Annotated in this window: 14 protein-coding genes; 8 read left to right on the forward strand and 6 right to left on the reverse strand. The window is 35.6% G+C overall.

What is annotated here, in order from left to right; all coding sequences use genetic code 11:
• Positions 1 to 65: 65 nt before the first annotated feature.
• Positions 66 to 896 carry a hypothetical protein gene (locus BW946_RS07770; protein WP_076595629.1) on the reverse strand — a complete coding sequence of 277 codons (831 nt, stop codon included), beginning with the start codon at positions 894 to 896 and terminating at the stop codon, positions 66 to 68.
• A gap of 265 nt (positions 897 to 1,161) precedes the next feature.
• On the opposite strand from BW946_RS07770, the gene BW946_RS07775 reads away from it, so the two are divergent.
• Complete coding sequence (locus BW946_RS07775; RefSeq protein WP_083688807.1) at positions 1,162 to 2,208, forward strand: helix-turn-helix domain-containing protein; 1,047 nt, start codon at positions 1,162 to 1,164, stop codon at positions 2,206 to 2,208.
• A gap of 257 nt (positions 2,209 to 2,465) precedes the next feature.
• On the opposite strand, the gene BW946_RS07780 is transcribed toward BW946_RS07775, so the two are convergent.
• The 3 genes from BW946_RS07780 to BW946_RS07790 form a co-directional block, all read right to left on the reverse strand.
• Positions 2,466 to 3,497 (reverse strand): hypothetical protein, encoded by a 1,032-nt coding sequence (locus BW946_RS07780; protein WP_139325983.1) that lies wholly within the window; start codon positions 3,495 to 3,497, stop codon positions 2,466 to 2,468.
• A 419-nt stretch (positions 3,498 to 3,916) separates the two neighbouring features.
• The gene (locus tag BW946_RS07785) at positions 3,917 to 4,609 is read right to left on the reverse strand and encodes a hypothetical protein (RefSeq protein WP_139325984.1); all 693 of its coding nucleotides are present in this window, start codon (positions 4,607 to 4,609) and stop codon (positions 3,917 to 3,919) included.
• 380 nt (positions 4,610 to 4,989) lie between these two features.
• On the reverse strand, positions 4,990 to 5,937 hold the full coding sequence (locus BW946_RS07790; protein WP_076595633.1) for a beta-1,6-N-acetylglucosaminyltransferase: 948 nt from the start codon (positions 5,935 to 5,937) through the stop codon (positions 4,990 to 4,992).
• Between the two features lie 445 nt (positions 5,938 to 6,382).
• Here BW946_RS07790 and BW946_RS07795 point away from each other — a divergent pair, with 445 nt between their 5' ends.
• The 4 genes from BW946_RS07795 (at position 6,383) to BW946_RS07810 (ending at position 10,197) form a co-directional block, all read left to right on the forward strand.
• Positions 6,383 to 7,099 carry a DEAD/DEAH box helicase gene (locus tag BW946_RS07795; protein WP_228402489.1) on the forward strand — a complete coding sequence of 239 codons (717 nt, stop codon included), beginning with the start codon at positions 6,383 to 6,385 and terminating at the stop codon, positions 7,097 to 7,099.
• A gap of 55 nt (positions 7,100 to 7,154) precedes the next feature.
• On the forward strand, positions 7,155 to 7,349 hold the full coding sequence (locus BW946_RS07800) for a cold-shock protein (protein ID WP_076595634.1): 195 nt from the start codon (positions 7,155 to 7,157) through the stop codon (positions 7,347 to 7,349).
• A 346-nt stretch (positions 7,350 to 7,695) separates the two neighbouring features.
• Positions 7,696 to 8,157: a MaoC family dehydratase gene (locus BW946_RS07805; RefSeq protein ID WP_076595635.1), complete on the forward strand. Its 462-nt coding sequence runs from the start codon at positions 7,696 to 7,698 to the stop codon at positions 8,155 to 8,157.
• A gap of 369 nt (positions 8,158 to 8,526) precedes the next feature.
• A complete protein-coding gene (locus tag BW946_RS07810; RefSeq protein ID WP_076595653.1) occupies positions 8,527 to 10,197 on the forward strand; it encodes a hypothetical protein in 1,671 nt (556 codons plus the stop codon).
• 153 nt (positions 10,198 to 10,350) lie between these two features.
• Here BW946_RS07810 and BW946_RS07815 read toward each other — a convergent pair whose 3' ends face one another.
• Positions 10,351 to 10,821: a hypothetical protein gene (locus BW946_RS07815; protein ID WP_076595636.1), complete on the reverse strand. Its 471-nt coding sequence runs from the start codon at positions 10,819 to 10,821 to the stop codon at positions 10,351 to 10,353.
• Between the two features lie 405 nt (positions 10,822 to 11,226).
• Here BW946_RS07815 and BW946_RS07820 point away from each other — a divergent pair, with 405 nt between their 5' ends.
• From BW946_RS07820 to BW946_RS07830, 3 genes are all read left to right on the forward strand, one after another.
• Positions 11,227 to 12,537, forward strand: a complete 1,311-nt coding sequence (locus BW946_RS07820) for a hypothetical protein (RefSeq protein WP_076595637.1) — start codon at positions 11,227 to 11,229, stop codon at positions 12,535 to 12,537.
• Between the two features lie 432 nt (positions 12,538 to 12,969).
• Complete coding sequence (locus tag BW946_RS07825) at positions 12,970 to 14,109, forward strand: helix-turn-helix domain-containing protein (RefSeq protein ID WP_076595638.1); 1,140 nt, start codon at positions 12,970 to 12,972, stop codon at positions 14,107 to 14,109.
• 154 nt (positions 14,110 to 14,263) lie between these two features.
• Positions 14,264 to 15,322 carry a serine hydrolase domain-containing protein gene (locus BW946_RS07830; protein WP_076595639.1) on the forward strand — a complete coding sequence of 353 codons (1,059 nt, stop codon included), beginning with the start codon at positions 14,264 to 14,266 and terminating at the stop codon, positions 15,320 to 15,322.
• Positions 15,323 to 15,399: 77 nt separating this feature from the next.
• Here BW946_RS07830 and BW946_RS07835 read toward each other — a convergent pair whose 3' ends face one another.
• Positions 15,400 to 17,796: a TonB-dependent receptor plug domain-containing protein gene (locus tag BW946_RS07835; RefSeq protein ID WP_076595640.1), complete on the reverse strand. Its 2,397-nt coding sequence runs from the start codon at positions 17,794 to 17,796 to the stop codon at positions 15,400 to 15,402.
• Between the last annotated feature and the right edge of the window lie 167 nt (positions 17,797 to 17,963).

Genomic DNA, 17,963 nt, shown 5'->3' on the forward strand with positions numbered 1-17,963 from the left:
TTAAGATATCTTATATAAGGAAGACAGGAACAAAAGCTTATTGGACCGTCTTTATTTTGATCTTATTATACAATAGTAACCTGTACAGCGATCCACCTAACGCCGTCACTTACTATTTTTACTTTAGGATAGTTCTCTTGTATTCGGTAATCGCCTCCGTTACCTGTTGTATAGTTATTACTTATCCCGTTGATATATGTTCCGTAAATAGGATAATTGGTATATGCATGTAACCCTGAAGCTGTTCCGTTTGCACCATCGGAATCATTAATCAGATAAAGTTCACGCCCGGGGAAAAGCTCAGGATTCGGTAACTGAATATTATAATTCGTATTGATAAAATCCGGAGCAGATCCGGAATTGGTAGGCCCTGAGATGGTACCGGACAGTCTTATAAAAACATAATAATCACTATCCTGTACAATATACGGATTGGAAGAGGTCCTGCTTCCGGTAACAAAGGTAATATTTTGAGTAATTCCCGCTCCTAGACTGAACCTTCTCCATCCTGTTCCGTCCCAGTAATAATATCCGGGCGAGAGATTTGTCCCTATATTGTAGACAAGAAGACCGGTTGCCTGGCCGCTTATGCCGTCCAGATCCATTGTGTAGGAAGTAAGATCTACTCTTGGAGGAAGAAATCCCTGGCTGGATGTGCTTATATCAAGCTTTGCAGAAGAATCAGGTGAAATAGTCCCTATTCCTACAGATCCGTTGGCGGTCATAACAAAATCATTGGCTTGCTGCGTTGATGTCGGACTACCTGATGAAGGGTTATCTTTTGCTGCATCAATATGGAATGCTTCCAATGGAGTAGATGTATTAATTCCTACCTGTGCAAGTAAAGTTGTGCATGTAAAAAACAGTGCCATCTGCAGTAAAATCTTTTTTTTCATTTTTTGACTTTTTTTTTTGTGTGTTTAACGATAATGGTTATTATGAACGATTAATACTTGTATTCACAAACTTATTGTCTGCGCAAATATAGACGGAATAATAAACTGAATATGATAAATTGATAATGTTTATAAAGGTGTTTGAATTAAAGTAAATTTCTATATATTAGTAACTTAATTAAGTTGATTTATGAAAATATTCTATGAATAATTTATTATAGGTTGAAAAATGATTAATTTAGTATAAAACATAAGCGTTATACTCATGATGAAATTAAATGGTATCAAAGAAAATGAAGATCACAATATGTCTTCCCTGAATAATCTTTTCAAAAGATATATTCTTCATTATAATTTAATATTAGTAACCGTATTACTCATTCATGAAACTTTCTTCTATTTTGAAGGAAATACCAATATTGCGATGGTGATGTTCAGCTTTACACTTTTTCTTATATTGGTCACTGTGGTGGTTTATAAACTGGATTATTTTATTCTCAGATATCTGATTACCTACTATATTGTGGTTCATATAACCCTTTTGAACATTCTGATTTTTGCTTTCTTGAAAAATACTCCTGAGGTTTCTGTATTTATTCTTTTAATTCCTTTTGGAATTTATAATTTTTATAGTTTCAAGACAGTTATATACTGCATTGTTACTATAATGTTGTCCTTTTTGACTATAGTCTCACTCCCGGAACATTATTATCCCGATGTTCTGCAGGTTCATTATAGTGCTTATGTAGGGACAATAAAAATTATTTCTACCTTTTTTATTATAGGAATATTTCTTCTCTATTATAATATTCTGATTTCAAATGAAAAGGTTAAAATTTATTTGAGGAATAGTAGTATTATGCATAAAAATGATACTACTTTAGATGAGGAAGATTATACAGCTGCTATAAATGAAACTTATACAGCACTGTATGAACAGATTATTGATCATTTTAAAAGCGAGCCGTGGAAAGACCCTGATTTTTTGGCTCAGGACCTTGCAGAGAGCCTTAATACGAATACAACCTATATTTCCAGAGCTATCAATATCAATACGGGAATGAATTTTAAAACTTTTGTAAATAGCTACAGGATCAATTATATTAAAGAAGAATTGAAAAAAGATAATAATTATAACCGGTACACCTTGATGTATATTTATACTTCAGCCGGTTTCAGACATCAGTCTACATTTAATAAAACATTTAAACAGTTTGAAAATATGACTCCATCAGAATTCATCAATTCCCTACTTAAAAGGGAGATGCCTGATCCGATAGAAGAAATGAAAGTTATAAATTCCGCAGAATAAAATATTCAGATCACGCTTACCAATAAAAGAGGTCTTAAATTGAAAAATTTAAGACCTCTTTTATTTAAGATTTTTTTGAATATCCGCAAATAACCTAATATGTGGTTTAATCTGAAAATCAAAGATTTAGAATAGACGCTTCGACAAGCTTAGTATGATAATTCTAACACTAAATGCTTGATTTTTAGTGATGTAAGACTGAGCCTGCCGAAGCCTTAGGTTGATAAACGGACTATCAAAAATATTTTATATGCTGTTTATCGTGATCTGAAGCTGTCGTAAATACTAAAGCCTATATTGGTGGATGGACTTGTATTTCTGTAGGTAATACCTGCAGCTGTTTTTTCAAGAATAAAGTCTACACCAAGATCAAAATCAAAAGTAAGAATATCTGTACCTTCACCGCTTACGGTAAGGTTGTTGGTTCCTGTTCCTGGTGCCGATCCATAATACCTGCATTGGAATTTATTAGTAGGAGACCATACAACTTCACCATACACTACAGCACCAGAGCCTGGAACACCAAATGCAAATCCTGAGTGAACGGTGAATTTTACAATTGATCCCTGGTTAGTGGCTACTAAAGTCTGAGCAGTAGGGGTACTTGTATAATTACCATCAAACGTGAGCGCAGTAGTGCTGCCTGACGTTATACTGAACTTGGAAAAGATGTTTCCATTATTGTCAGCATGCAAGGGGAACGTTCTATTGTAATTGATGGATGAAGCTGTTTTGTTATTGCTATTGCTCAGCCCGATCAGTTTAAGAATCGAATTGGTATTTACTGTATTGATGGTAACCATTGCACTGTTGTCAGCGGAGCCGATACTGGTTCTCCCATTATCTGCCACTATAAATTCAGTGCCCGCAGGTCTGGATGTTGTGCCGTCTGAAAGTTTCCCTATTTCAATTTTACTGCCTGAAGGAACATTGGTCCATTCATCATTGGTCTGATCGAAGGGGCCGGCTGCGATTTTGATCCATTTATTGATGGTAGCATCACCATTAAAATAATAATATCCCAAAGAAACAACATCCACTGTTTGTCCGGAAGGAGAAGGGTCAGCTGCTGTAACATATACCAGCGCTCCGGTTTGTTGTGCAGTGTATGTTTTTGTTTTAAGATCTGCTCCTGTAATTCTTGGAGCAATAATTCCATCAAATATGGAAGGGTCAGATGGTTTTCCAACCACATCTAGAGTAGATTTAGGAGTGTTTGTATTGATACCTACCTGGGAGAAAAGCATGCTGCAAAATAATATATTCAGCACAGTTAAATTTTTTTTCATTTCAGAATTATTTTAAAGGGTTACTGTAAATACTTTATTAATGCAATTTAAATTATAATTCATTATGTGAAAAAATATATATAAGCGGATTTATAAATTCGGTTAATAATAGTAAATTAAATTTATTAATTTGTGTGTAAAATTTACCTATGTGTGAATTTTTTTAGTAAAATAAAAATTATAATGTCAAAGTACATATTTCGGAAGATTTCCAGGAGTCAAACCAAAAATATCTAAAGTATGAAACTTTTTTGGCCAATATATCTTATTATAAAATGGGTGCAATGGAAAATAAGCAAACTGTAAAGGAATATATTTAATGTAAAAAAGACAAGCATCAAAAATTGTATAGCTAATAAACTTACACTTTTTGAAGACTCATCTTTTAGAGGACTATCATTCTTGCTGGCTATTTTTTATTATAATGCCTCAGTTGATATTGTAAACCCTCTCTGTACTCCACTTAGATTAGTTATAGTAATTGTATTGGCGGAAGGTTTTGTTATACTGAAACTGATAAGTGAACCTGTTACAGTGTATAAAACACCTACACCATCGCCCGCGTCTGCACGGGTGCTGGTAGGAGCAGGAGTAATATCGGATGCAACTCCTAGTAGCCCAAGACCTCTTCGGGCATAATTGAATGTTGCAGTCATATTAGCACCTGGAGCTACACTGTTAACGGCTGATCTTATCAGCAATGTCCCATTAACACCTCCTGTAATATCTGTTATAGTAGCTGATTCGTTATTATTAAGGGTGACTGACTGAACCTGCTTGCCCAATCTATAATTAATATTTCCATTAGATGTATCATAAACAAGTATTCTGACAGTTCCGTCTGAGTTTACCGCTGATGTACTTGCCAGATTTCTTATTCTGATAGCATCATTACCTGCATCAATATCCATTTTTTTTTGTGGAGAAGAGACTGAAACACCTAAATTTCCAATGTCGGATAAAGTAATTATTTCAGTGTTACCTGAATTAGTTACACTTAATGCTTTAGTGGCTGCTGTATTGCCTTTACTTTTTATGTCTAAAGTTGATTGCGGACTCGTATTATTAATGCCAACTTGGGAAAAACCGAATCCAAAAATCAACATAGTCATAAGAGTTAAATTTTTTTTCATTTTAGAATTGTTTTAAGGGTTACTAAAAATTCTCTAAAACAAATTAAAAGATAAATTTTTGTTTTTTTAAAAAAACATATAAGTAAATTTATAAATACGTTTAATAATAATAATTTTTTTTGTATATGATATTGATTTTCAGATATGGAGATTCTTTTTCTGCTGTTTGTTGATGTCGTATATTATTCATGATCAAGACAGGATATCCTGTCATTTCAGTTGACTATACATGTTAATAAGAAATCAGTAGCTTACCTTTTAAGTAATGGATTATCTTGGGGCAGAAAACAGATCGCATTATTTTTATAGATCTTTTAAACAGGTTTTTTTATTGTGTATTGGTACTCAAACTTTTGAAATCAGTTGTTTTGACGGTTATCTCTTTTCAGTTCTCTTTCGATCTCATTCACATAGGGAAGGGGAGTGAGATAGCTGTCTTCAATATATTTTGTGATACTTTCATCTGTTTTTTTATTGACCTTTCTGATGAAAAGCTGATTCCCGGATTTTAAAGACTGAATGTAGTTGAATGTATTCTGTGTATTTTGAAAGAGAGAGGTCTCAAGTACCGCTCTTTTATCATCATTGATAATAATATCACTGAATGATGTATTCATAAGAACCGTCTGAAAAAATGATTCTGCAGGTAAAAAAGTATGAAGATAATAGTCTTCAAAATCCATTACCGTTTTGTTGTTGGTTAAAAATAAGCATGTTTCTCTTGTGAAAATGAACCATTTGCCCCCTATATAAGGGATTACATTTTTCATAAAAGATCTTTTGTAGATGAGAGATGAGATTACATAAGCCAATTCTGTAAAGTGATTTTGTATTCTTTGCAGGGTATCAGGTCTGTAAAACTTCTGATCATAATAAAAAAGATAATTCCTGCCTTTATTGGCGGTAAGAAATTTACGGATAATATTTTGTGACTTCAGCGGATAATCTTCACCGCTCAGATTAATAAAATAATCCCATTCTTTGCTAACATTGAGGAGGAATTCCATAGCGTTCAATTCTGCCTGAACGATGTTGAAGCCTCCCGAAACTATATTCATACTGTCCAGAATATAGACATTTGGAAAATGAACGATATAAAGCTGTATTTCTTCAATGAAATCTTGTTTCGCTTTTTTATCAATATGGATAAGATAAAACTGATCCCTTGTATAGATCTTCTGAAACATCTTTTTAAATATTTCAGGTCTGTGATGTATCATGATGAAATAAGCAATTCTTACATGAGGGCCTGTATGTGATTCTAATGTTTGGGGAGAAGGGCTGGGTATGGCGGAGGAAGCTTGCATATTCCGGAGTTTAAAATCATCCGCGTCAGCAAATAATTCGGTTAATTTTCGGAAGGTACGAATAAATTTTTGATAATCAGTTAATTAAATAAAGTAGTATTCGGTTTTTTTATCGTAGGTTTGCAGAACATTTATAAAACAGGTCACTGCCTTTGCTATTCTGTCATAGTTTAAAATCACTTTTTTCTTTCAGTTTTGCTTTTTCAGCTACCAATTTATAGTCTTTGTTTTCATAAAGAGAATACGAGATTGTAAAGTTCTATTGTAGATAAGAGCGATGCGTTATTGCCGGGTATCAGTAATATATTTAAGAATATTATTGTAGCTGAGGCAAGAAAAAGATGAGCAGAAAAGAATACTCTTTTGTTTATCATTATAATAGACCAATTCAAATTCTGATCAACAGATTTGTTTGTAAAATACCGGGAAAAAACCGGAATTTATAATGAATTTTAAAAATTTAAATCTAATTAATCCTATTATCCGTGCAGTAACAGAAGCCGGATATTCCAGACCTACTGAGATACAGTATTCTGCAATTCCGCATATTTTAGCAGGAAGAGATATTGCAGCGTCTGCACAAACAGGTGCCGGGAAAACAGCTGCCTTTGCTATGCCCATTTTACAGCTGCTGAAAAGACAAACTCCAGATCATAAAGAAATACGGACTTTAATACTTACCCCAACTCAGGAACTGGCAATACAGATAGAAGAGAATTTTAAAATCTACAGCAAGTATTTACCATTATCCCAGCTTTCCATTTATGAAGGGGTTTCCATTGGAAGCCAGCTTGCTGCACTGAGAAAAAGAGTAGATGTTCTTGTGGCAACACCTGGAGGACTGCTTGATGTAGAAAATCAGAGACATATTGATCTTTCTAAAATTGAGTTATTTGTTTTAGATGATGCAGATAAAATGCTTGATATGGGATTCATTAATCATATAAAAAAAATATTGAATCTGGTTTCTCATAGAAGACAAAATTTGATTTTTTCTGCTACAATGCCGGGAAGTTTAAAATATTTTGCCAAAACAATCCTGAATAATCCTGTAGAGATTATTGCAAATCCGGCTTCTTCAATACAGCAGACGGTGAAGCGTCCGGACCTTAAAAATATTCAACCGCTGGTGGGAAGCACAATGCCTGCCAGAATATCATAAATAAAATCTGTAGCGTTTACAGATCATAATAAACAATTTTTTAATAATAATTACAATGCAAGAAGGCACCGTAAAATTTTTCAATGAAGCAAAGGGCTTCGGTTTTATTACTCCAACAGACGGAAGTAAAGATATATTTGTACATTCTTCAGGATTAAACACAAGATTGATCCGTGAAAATGATAAAGTAATTTTTGATGTACAAAAAAGCGATAAAGGGTTAAATGCTGTTAACGTAAAGTTGACATAATAAAAACCTCAATTGCGAATATGTTATAATAGCATTCATTGTCATATTAGTCTCATATTTTTATATTTTTTCCATTCAAAATCCATGAAACTTCAGTATCTGGATACTTTGTTTGAAAGAACATTGATGTAATGTAGATTATTTTTATTTTCATTATGTTCATAAGCCTCTTACTTTTTAGGTAAGAGGTTTTTCAGGAATTTAATAAAAGAAGGCGGCAATTGGTCTGAATATTGACAGATTAAGACAGAAGCCCGGAAAATAAATATGCAGACCTGATATCCACTTACTATAGTGATGATTGAGCTGAACATATTTTAATCCCTAAAAAGGGTGTAGAAAGGATATGATTATTATTAATAATTTTAATGAGTATAAGTCTCTTGAAGGACAGATGTTGGGAGATTCTGCCTGGCATACAATAAGTCAGGATCAGATCAATAGATTTGCAGATGCAACCCTTGATCATCAATGGATACATACGGATCAGGAAAAAGCAGAGAGAGAAGGTCCTTTTCACTCAACCATTGCTCATGGATACTTAACAGTGTCTTTGATTCCTTATCTCTGGAAACAGATTGCAGATGTGAGAAATGTAAAAATGGAAATCAATTACGGAATAGAAAACCTTAAGTTTGGAGAAGCAGTTCCGGTAAATAGTGATGTAAAACTGCAGGCAACCGTAAAATCCGTGACTGATCTTAGAGGTACTGTTAAAGCAGTCGTGGAGGCCAGACTCCTAATTAAAGACCATGTAAAACCCGCCTATACAGGGGATGTGATTTTCCTTTATCACTTTAAAGATTGATTTGCTTTTTATTGGGTAAATTATTGATATTTAACATCTTAAAACTGAAAGCATCATTGAATATAATGATGCTTTCAGTTTATATGACCTGTTTGTAAAAAACGATTGTGGTTTTGTGGTTTTCTTTTCCAACGGATGACACAGATTTCCCCGATTTTTATGGTTAATATTATGTATGGTTCTTTACACGTACAAATGCCTGTAAACTCCAGTACAAATACTGGGCTTCAAAATCGGAAATTTATACCTTAAAATTCACTCTTTTTTCGCCGTTACTTTGGTATGTTCAAAAGAAGCTTCAAAACCCTGAACAACGGCAGCATCCGAAAAGCCAGGAAAAGAGTAGGAACCATATCAAATATTTTAATCATGAAAAATCCAGAAAATGTTGCTCCCTTTGTGGAAGCATCACAAATTATTACAGAACTGAAAGACAGAGCCAATGATATTCTTTCCAGTGTTTTAAGTACAGACCTGTCTGCAATCACTATTAATGGAAAAGGAAATTTCCCTTATTACTGGCAGAATCCGTCTAACCTGAAGTTTAATAAAAAAACTTACGACTGGATCTCTTCCAATCTTAGAGCCAATACTGAGCCGGTACAGCTTGATCAGGTATTTACCAATTACTTTATTGATGCTTTCTCAAAAGTCAATTATTCCTTATCAGTAGAAGATACGGCTGTACTGAATGATGCCCATACAAGGGCTACAGATCAGCAAATGGCTTTACTTAATGCCTGGGTAGCGGCTTATAATACGCTTCCTCCAGCTACGGATACCATGCAGCCTATTGATATCATTATGGATAAAATTGCTACAGAATGGGCTAATCCTTCCACTACTTTGTACCAGATTCAGAAGAGTGATAACCTTGATGCGTTACTGAATAAGACACCGGCAAGCGGTAAACCTATTATCCCTGTCTTAGCCAATTATCTGGATGCGTTGGGCGCCACAATATCTTTACAGAATAATGTGACAATGAATAATGGCTACCTGTCCAAAGCATTGAAGAATGTACAGAATCCTAAAAAAGAAAACGGCGGACTGCTCCTGAATGACGACAGTGTTTTACCCGCTTTCGAGGTGACCACTCCGCTCAACGAAATTTTAAACGGCCTTAAAAATACTTCTCAGACCGCTCAGATCGACATGGAGGTAAGCCGTGAATCCGAAAGCCGTTTCCGGGTTTCCGTAGAAGGGAAAACGGGTTTTTCTATTCCTATCTTTGATTTCTTTACCCTGGGAATTGGAGGGAATGCCAATTATTTCAGTGAAGATATTGCGATAAGCAAAAACTCTATCAAAATATCAATGATGTTTACAGGGGTTACTCTTGTGAACTTTGGACCAAAAGACTTTAATATTGCCAGCAATATGTACTGGGCATGGTTTGACCCGATCCGTAAAGCACAGATCAACAGCAGAGACAAAGAGGAAGAAAAGCATATCTCAGGATATAAGTTTTCTCCGGATCCGGGGATGAAATTCGGACCAGAAGGGCCTTTCGGATTACTGAACGGAGTAGCAATTTCCAATTATCCTACTGTAGAAATCACGGTAACGGGTGAAGATTATAAAAGTATTCAGAAAACCTTTGAACAGTCTTCTTCGGCTACGCTTTCTTTCTTGGGAATTCCGCTGGCAAGTGTTAAAGAATCTACTTATTCTTCTTCCTTCTCAGTAGATCATTCAAAATCATCAATCAAAATTACACTCAGTCCTCCGCCAAGTCTGGTGGCTGGTAACAACAGAGATTCCATAGCATGGGTTCTGGGTGCGGTTGTGGATTATCCGGCAGAAGTGAATGATGACGTTGTACTTATTAGTGATGAAGAACTAGTCGGTAAAGGAGCTTATCCTAACTATCAGCTGTATAAAGATAACTTCGGAACTACTTATTGTTCCGTAAAAAAAGTAAAATCTCACGCCGTGGGTGCCACATGGGTAAGTGAATGTCTTGCCGCCCATCCGGGAACAAGTGCTGCAGGAAAACCATGGACAAGCCCTAAACAATCCGGAGTGATCTGGCCATAAACCAACAAAAAAATAAGTAGTAAAAAATAGACTGTCTGAACAAGACAGTCTATTTTGTTGGATTTTATTTCAAGATCTTCTTATTCTGTCAATTTTCAGAATTTTTACTGGTTCGAACCAGGGAAACTTTGAAGAATAGGATATTTTAAAAAACTATTTGACCAGAAGATAGATTCCGACACCAATAGCAGCATAAGCCGTAACAGTAAGAATGTCAGCAATGGGCTGTGAAAAGCGTTTTTCTGCAATTCTCTCGCTATTGATCTGGTTCTTATGGAACTTCAGACTTTTTTTGGCATTTCGAACAGGATGTGCTACCAGGCTGTCTCCTTCCCAACGGTCAACAATTACTTTATAACTTTTGTTGTCTACTTCAATTCTGACATTTTTACCTGCAGCCAATTTTTCCTGAACATTGATAGGAGCAGGGGTGGGCTGTGCACTCAGAATTGGAGCTGAAGTGCTGGTATCCATCATTTGCTGGGAAGTATTATTAGCTACAGCGGTATTCTTTTTAGGACCTTGATTATTGTTGGCAGCCGGATCTACTGGCTTTTTTACCTGGTAGGTATAGCAACTGGTAAGCATACATAATATAATGATGAAATAAAAATTCTTTCGCATAAGCCAAATTTAAGAATTAAACGGAATATTTGGGACTTTCTTTTGAAAGATGATGTTTTTTTTGAATATTCTCCATTGTTCCTGATGTAAAAAGTCTCAAAATATTAGTACGGCTAAAGTAAAAAACAGTGTCCTGTTTTTGCCAGTACAATACAACTTTTGGATAAAAAGATGTATATGCTATCCTCGTCATGGGTTAAAGCTTTGACAAAGATTTTTTTTCATATTTATATTGAGAGCAAAAGGAAAAGATATTTTTAATATATCCCTTACGTATGACATATGTAGTAGGTAAATGAGTTGTTGATGTATGAATAATTTGTTAAAAATGCATTTTTGATGTATGCGCATATTGTTGGTATATTTCTTATCTCCTTACATTTATAAAAACAAAATGATCAAATAATGAAAGAAAAATTTCTATTACTTGGAGGCTTTATGCTTAGCCTTCAGGTGTTCTCGCAAATAGGTGTTAATACACCAAATCCTCAGGCCAGCCTGGATGTAGTAGGTAAGCCCACCTCTACTAATGTATTCGATGGTATTATTGCTCCCAGAATTACGGGAGCACAACTCAGAGAAAAGACATATACCCCAAAACAGCAAGGGGCAATGGTGTATGTAACAGCTGCTGATACAGCTCCCGGCGGGCAGACAGCAGAGGTTACCAGCACAGGGTATTTTTATTTTGACAGCAACCTGAACCGCTGGCAAAAACTGAACTCGGGAGCTGTCACCGTTGGGGATCCTACAACAGATGCTTTCATTGATGATCCGTCCAATACAATGGTAAAATTAGGAGCAGCCTCTACCGGAGCCGCCAGATCTTCCAACACCGATTTCGTTATTAAAGACAACGGAAGAGTGGGGATAGGAACTGAATTACCTGATACAGCCCTGCATATAAAAGAAAACGACAACGCTAACAGTAATCAGCTGAAGGTTCAAGCAACCAATAGTTCTCCGTTGATTAATCTGGAAAGAACAGGAAGCACTAATTTATCTTCCGGAACAGAGCTTGGAAAATTATCCTTTAATGGAAAGATTGCAGGAGCTAATTTTCCATTAGCAGGGATAAAAGCTAATTACTGGGGAAACGGGACAAGCAATTCTTCAGCTCTTACATTTTCTACCAGTGACCGGCCCGCTGTTGTAATTAACGAGAATGGGAGTATGGGAATAGGGCGTTCCGATGCCAATTATGCAATGTCTCCCACGCAAAAGCTGGATGTAGACGGAAATGTAAGATTCAGAGATGTTCCGGCATCCATGTTGAATAGTACGGACATGTTAATGGCGTTGGATGCTAACGGAGTTGCTAAAAAAGTAGACATCACAACACCGGCCAGTGTTTTGGTTGCTACAAGAACAGGTCCTTCCGCTAAACCGGGAGATGGCTCCTCGGCCATCATGTGGTTTGAAAATACCCGTCTTTCTGATAATACCTATCTGACGAGAGTTGATAACGGCACGTTTAAGGCAGTCAAGACAGGATTATACACCATAAATATCACAGCCCACTTTGACCAGGTTCCTGAAGGGACATTGGCACAAAACCACTACAGAGGAGTAACAGTAGGGGTAAGGACTACAGCAAACAAACTTACCCAGCATTATGGATCTAATTATATGGGAAATGGATATACCAATATTACTGCTGTTTTTATATTAAATGCAGGAGAAGAATTTCATGCATACAGCCAATGTGATAAATGAGGTACATACAGACAGTTGGAAGCTACTATGTCCGTTGTTTACACACCTTTATAATATGTTAGGACCATTTTATATAAAAAGACAAAGAACTGTTTTTGCATGCCCGGTAGGTGTTTCAGACAAAGAGACTTATGTTTTGGTATCCTTGTCAAGGTTTTAAAACTTGACAAGGATATTTTATTGTTTTAGAATGCTTGATTTGTAATCGTAAAAGCCACATGAAAGGATTCGTGAGGCAGCAGGGCATTCTGAGAACCTTCATAACGTCCAGTTCCCACCTTCCAGCCTTACACATATATGATAGATAAAAAAAACAGCCGGTATCAATCAAATTTTTATATTTGCATGGGTTGGGGCAGGGCTCTTGGAAGACTGCCAGAATACCCGTAAAAACTTAAAAATATAATAACCCAAAACAAAGAATGATAAGGAATGGATAAGAGTAATTTATTAATTATTATAGCTTCGGTTTCTATATTCATTTCTGTACTTCTTGCTGTTTTCCTCCTTACTGTAAAGACCAGACACAGGGTAAGCAATGTTCTATTTGCTGTTTTTCTCATCCTGAACGCTATAGATATTTGCGATCCTTTATTTTATGGGATGGAAGGTGGGCCGTCTAATCTGGGAATGTTCAAAAACATGTTTGTTTTCCTGCAAATTCCGGTTTTTTATCTCTATGTATTATCCGTTTGTTATTCGGATTTCAAACTGAAACCTCAGCACCTGCTGCATGTGCTTCCGTTTATCATTACTAATCTTACTTTAGTGCCTCGTTTTTATGGTGTAGATACTGCATCCAAAATTTTCTTTATTGAAAACCGGCAAAATATGATAGAACTGAAGTTTAATCATATTCTCCTCCATGTTCAGATGATCATTTATTTTGTTGCGGTTTTCAGGGTATTGAGAAAATCGAAGACGCTTTATCTTGAAAATTATGCAGGGAAAAGTATAAGCTCCTACAACTGGCTGTTTCAGTTTACGGTTATATTGTGCATTGTATATAGCATTGCTCTTTTAAAGAACATCCTGAAATTTTCAGAGTATGTTCATATTTCAGAAGAGATAAAGGCTGGACTTTTATTATTATCCCTTTTTATTATCTGCTGGTATCTTTTCAAAGCACTGAATCATCCTGAGCTTTTCAGAAATGTAGATTCAAAATTGAAGCTGGTGTCTGAGCTGGTTTCGGAAGAGAAAGGCAATGAAGAATCTGCGGTAAGCGACATAGAATATAATGAGAAGCTTTTGAGATTAAAAAACTATATGACTGAGAAAAAATCTTTTCTTAATTCTTCTCTCACCATTCAGGATGTGTCCGGTGAAATTGAAATTCCTGTGCGCGAATTGTCTCTTTTGATCAATCACCAATTGGGGCAGCATTTCTATGATTTTGTAAATACCTATCGCATAGAAAATGCAATGAATATGTTAAAAGATGAAACCAAAAGTAAGGTGACGATCCTTGAAATTCTGTATGAAGTGGGATTCAATTCAAAATCTTCTTTTAATACAGCCTTCAAAAAGCATACGGGGACTACGCCTACGCTTTATCGTAAAAATTTGTAATACAGTAATTTGTAATTACCCATACGCTTTTTTGGAATGATTCGAACGTATTTTTTCTGATCAATCGGGACGATTACTTTTATTCGGTCGCCTGTCTTGAGGAGCTTCCACATCTTTGTATCGAAATTAATATTTAACATTAAACAATGATACAATGAAAACGTCATTTCAATTTTTAGCAGTACTGTTATTCTTAAGCAGTTTTTCTTTCGGACAAAAAGTTTCCACAAAAATCGATTCTATCATCCGGGATAATTATAAAAAAAATCCAGAGGTAGGAATCAGTGTTGGCTTTATCAGTAACAATGAAGAATACTATACTGCATATGGCAATGTAAGTAAGGAAAGTAAAGGCAGAATCGACAAAAACTCTCTGTTCGAAATTGCTTCGATTACTAAAATTTTAACTGCCAATTTAATTGCCCAGGCAGTGATAGACCACAAGATAAAACTGGATGATTATATAGACCGTTTCCTTCCCAAAGAATATGTGTTGCATCAAAATCTTAAAAACAAAATCAGAATTTCAGATCTCGCATCCCATCAATCTGGTTTACCTGACATCGACTTTCCAAAATTAATAGAACTGAATCCTCAGCAGCCTATAAGCAATGTTAACCAAAATACCTTGACCACTTTAATCAATACCTGCAGTGAGCTGAAAGATTATGGTAAATACCGGTATTCTACCATTGGCTATACTTTATTGGGACAGATTCTGGAAAAGGTATATAGGAAGAGCTATGATGTCATTGTAAGAGAAAAATTAACAGCTCCCCTGAAAATGACCACTACATTAACGAAAGATTTTAATGTGAAAAACAGAACAACCGGCCATAATCCGGATGGAGGAATTCAGGAATTTTTCTATTGGAATGTGACTGCTCCTGCGGGATTGTTAAAATCTAATTCAGCTGATATGATCAGGTTTTTAAAGGCTGTACTAAATGATAAGACCCAAGTAGGACAGGCTTCCATCATAGGGGAAAAAATCTTTTACAAAGATGACAAAAGAGAGATGGGATTAGGTTTGAATATCTCAACGGATGATCAAAATACGCTCTATTTAAAATCCGGAGATTCTATGGGACAATCTTCCATCATATGTTACAACAGGGCTAAAAAATGGGGAATTATTATCCTTCTTGATCAGAGAAACTCTAAAATGAGACAGGATCTTCTGAATACAATTTATGATACCGTTCTGAAATAACCTTAGTATCCCTGTTTATTACATCAATATTCATTTTAATAAAAAGGGACAAGCTCAATATAACTTGTCCCATATGATTATTGTAAAACCTGCTGGTCATAAAGAAGATTATCGTCTTCATCAAAGCTTATGATCAACACTTTATATTGTTTTGCACTGTCATTATTAAAGAATTTGATTCTTGGAGGAACATAGTCGCTGTCAAATAAATTAGGATTCCAGTACAGTGTTTCGCGGGTATCATTTTCAATTTTTTCCGGAGCATCGTCATCTATCATTTCAATAGGGAATTCAGAAGGTTTATCATATCCTTTGATGATGGATGAGTTGTTCTTCCTCGTTTCTTTTTCATTACTTTTAGATTTCATATTCCCCTTCATCGTGTAGATGGCTACGGCATCACCTATTAATCCGGATCCTTTAATGATTTTTACCATCGCAATATTATTAACCGGAAGACTGGAAATCATGGTAGGATCAGTAGGTATTTCATCTAAAAATAGTTTAGCTTGCTGGCCTCGGATATAAGGTACGCTTGCTCCTGAGTTGTTTTTCTGAAATGTTAAGCCCGCAGCTCTTCCCTGCAGCCAGTCTAAAATATTGCTTGATCCTGATATATGCTGATCTTCATTAACGAAATCAAATACAGTTGAATTTAAGGAACTGAACATTCCGCTGGACAGCTGTTTTTCAAGCTCTGCTTTCGGATCTTTCTTTTTTCCTACTAAAGCTATTGCCTGGATTTGTATATCATTACTTTCTTTCTTTTTAATGTTTTTCTGAGTGTTGATAGCTCTGGAAATTGTTGAAGGCAGGTTTTTATTTTTGTCCGTTTTTACCAATGTATATTGAGTTGCCGGGAAATTGCCTTTAAATTGAGAGGGAGTAACTAACGGTTCTATGGTGACATATAAATCATCATTTCCTGATTCTTTATTTTCTGAATTGACAAAGGCTGTAATTTCCAGCGGTTCATCATTATTGAGGTTATTTAAATAAATATATCCGTTTTGATCTGTTTTGAATTGGCTGAATGCAGGCTGGTTTTGGCCGGATTTTGCTAATAAATTGACATTCGTATTGGGCAGAAGAGCATTGTTTTTAATGGGTTTTACCCTGTAAGAAAGGTATTTTTGTGATGGGGTTTTAATGACGGGAGCAGTTCCGCTGAGTACTGAACTCCAGTCGAATCTTTTCCAGTTTTCAGAAATAAGCAGGGCGTCCAAAGCTTCAGTATTGGTATTCTTGGAGAAGTATTGGGCCGGGCTGTCTATTCTTGTGGTAAAATCTCCCGTTAACCAAAGTGCGCTCAGAATATTATCTGCTTCCGGAGTTTGAGTTCCGTTATCTTCACTTACCAAAACCGTATAGTTTTTGAAATAAGATTCCGGAGAAAGATCAATACTGTTGAAAGCTCTTGGCGTTGTTTTTAAGCTCTGACCTACTATTTCCGCTTTCTCAATCTTTAAATTACCAGGTTTTATAAAACAAAGCCTTTGTGCAGCCACATTATCCTGTTCATCAAAAATAACCAATTGCAGAATACCATTAGCGCCATTACTGATTTTCGTGGGAATAAGACTTGATGCTTCATTGGTCAGATGGTTGATATTGGCTCTGTAAGCAAGATGATTATTGATGAGTCCGATAATTTTATAACCCTGAAGCTGTTGTTTTAGATTAACACCTTTTAAGTTATACTTTATCCCTTCTTTGGAACTTGAAACTTCTATATTCAGGCCGCTGTCTGCAACTTGTGGCAGATCTATTGTTTGGCTTTTTCCTGTATTATCCTGAATAATGGCCTGATATTTCTTTCCTGATGCCGGAGTTATCTTAAAAGAAGCAACATTTTTATCAAAAGACTTGAATGTGGTAACAGCAGTGTTGGGATTTTGGCTGTCTATAATTTTTCCGGACCAGTTTTCCGGCAGCGAAGAATTGGAAGATAACCTTACCGCAAATTTTGTAGGCATACCGTTAATGAAAGTTCCGCCTTCCGGAAAAACTTTGGCAGACCAATCGGAGCTTTTTGCAATGACCAGGGATTCCAAAGAGTTTGGATTATAAACCGGAATTGTTTTGACAATTTGGAAATCTTCATTAAAATTGGTCATGTAAGGAGTATAAGCTCTTACAAAATATACCTGTTCAGGAAGATCTTCTTTCAGTTGAAAATCTCCGCTGCCTTCACCATTGGTAAGGAGTATTGTTTTCCAGTCTATTAATTTTTTATCAGAATTATACAGCTCAACAAACAGAGTAGTGGATAATGCGGAACGGTTATAACCGTCAAACACAAAACTTTTGAACCAAATCTTATCACCAGCGGCATATTGCGATTTATCGGTAAGAACATATACTTTTTCCTGTTCGTAATTATTCTCAAGATTAGTAATTGCTTTTTCTAATTTGGTTTGTGCCAGTACAGGCTGTACCATTGAAAGAAGCAATACACAGAACATATTTTTCATAGAAATCTCAGCGCATTTTAATTCTTTGCTAATGTAATCATTTAAAGGCTTCTGGAGTTGATTTTTAATATGTTATTTCATAAGAAAGAAAATAGCTTGATGATGGTTTTCAGTTAAAGATTCATGCATGCATTGCCTGATGCTGTATGGCGGTTATCAGGTTGTAC

Origin of the sequence: Chryseobacterium sp. RU33C, assembly GCF_900156015.1 — a bacterium.
Lineage (GTDB): Bacteria > Bacteroidota > Bacteroidia > Flavobacteriales > Weeksellaceae > Chryseobacterium > Chryseobacterium candidae.

Coding starts and splice junctions, on each gene's coding strand:
- BW946_RS07810 (WP_076595653.1), top strand. CDS start 8,527: ATGAAAAATCCAGAAAATGTTGCTCCCTTTGTGGAAGCATCACAAATT.
- BW946_RS07800 (WP_076595634.1), top strand. CDS start 7,155: ATGCAAGAAGGCACCGTAAAATTTTTCAATGAAGCAAAGGGCTTCGGT.
- BW946_RS07780 (WP_139325983.1), bottom strand. CDS start 3,497: ATGAAAAAAAATTTAACTGTGCTGAATATATTATTTTGCAGCATGCTT.
- BW946_RS07830 (WP_076595639.1), top strand. CDS start 14,264: ATGAAAACGTCATTTCAATTTTTAGCAGTACTGTTATTCTTAAGCAGT.
- BW946_RS07820 (WP_076595637.1), top strand. CDS start 11,227: ATGAAAGAAAAATTTCTATTACTTGGAGGCTTTATGCTTAGCCTTCAG.
- BW946_RS07790 (WP_076595633.1), bottom strand. CDS start 5,937: ATGCAAGCTTCCTCCGCCATACCCAGCCCTTCTCCCCAAACATTAGAA.
- BW946_RS07815 (WP_076595636.1), bottom strand. CDS start 10,821: ATGCGAAAGAATTTTTATTTCATCATTATATTATGTATGCTTACCAGT.
- BW946_RS07785 (WP_139325984.1), bottom strand. CDS start 4,609: ATGACTATGTTGATTTTTGGATTCGGTTTTTCCCAAGTTGGCATTAAT.
- BW946_RS07825 (WP_076595638.1), top strand. CDS start 12,970: ATGGATAAGAGTAATTTATTAATTATTATAGCTTCGGTTTCTATATTC.
- BW946_RS07775 (WP_083688807.1), top strand. CDS start 1,162: ATGATGAAATTAAATGGTATCAAAGAAAATGAAGATCACAATATGTCT.
- BW946_RS07805 (WP_076595635.1), top strand. CDS start 7,696: ATGATTATTATTAATAATTTTAATGAGTATAAGTCTCTTGAAGGACAG.
- BW946_RS07835 (WP_076595640.1), bottom strand. CDS start 17,796: ATGAAAAATATGTTCTGTGTATTGCTTCTTTCAATGGTACAGCCTGTA.
- BW946_RS07795 (WP_228402489.1), top strand. CDS start 6,383: ATGAATTTTAAAAATTTAAATCTAATTAATCCTATTATCCGTGCAGTA.
- BW946_RS07770 (WP_076595629.1), bottom strand. CDS start 896: ATGAAAAAAAAGATTTTACTGCAGATGGCACTGTTTTTTACATGCACA.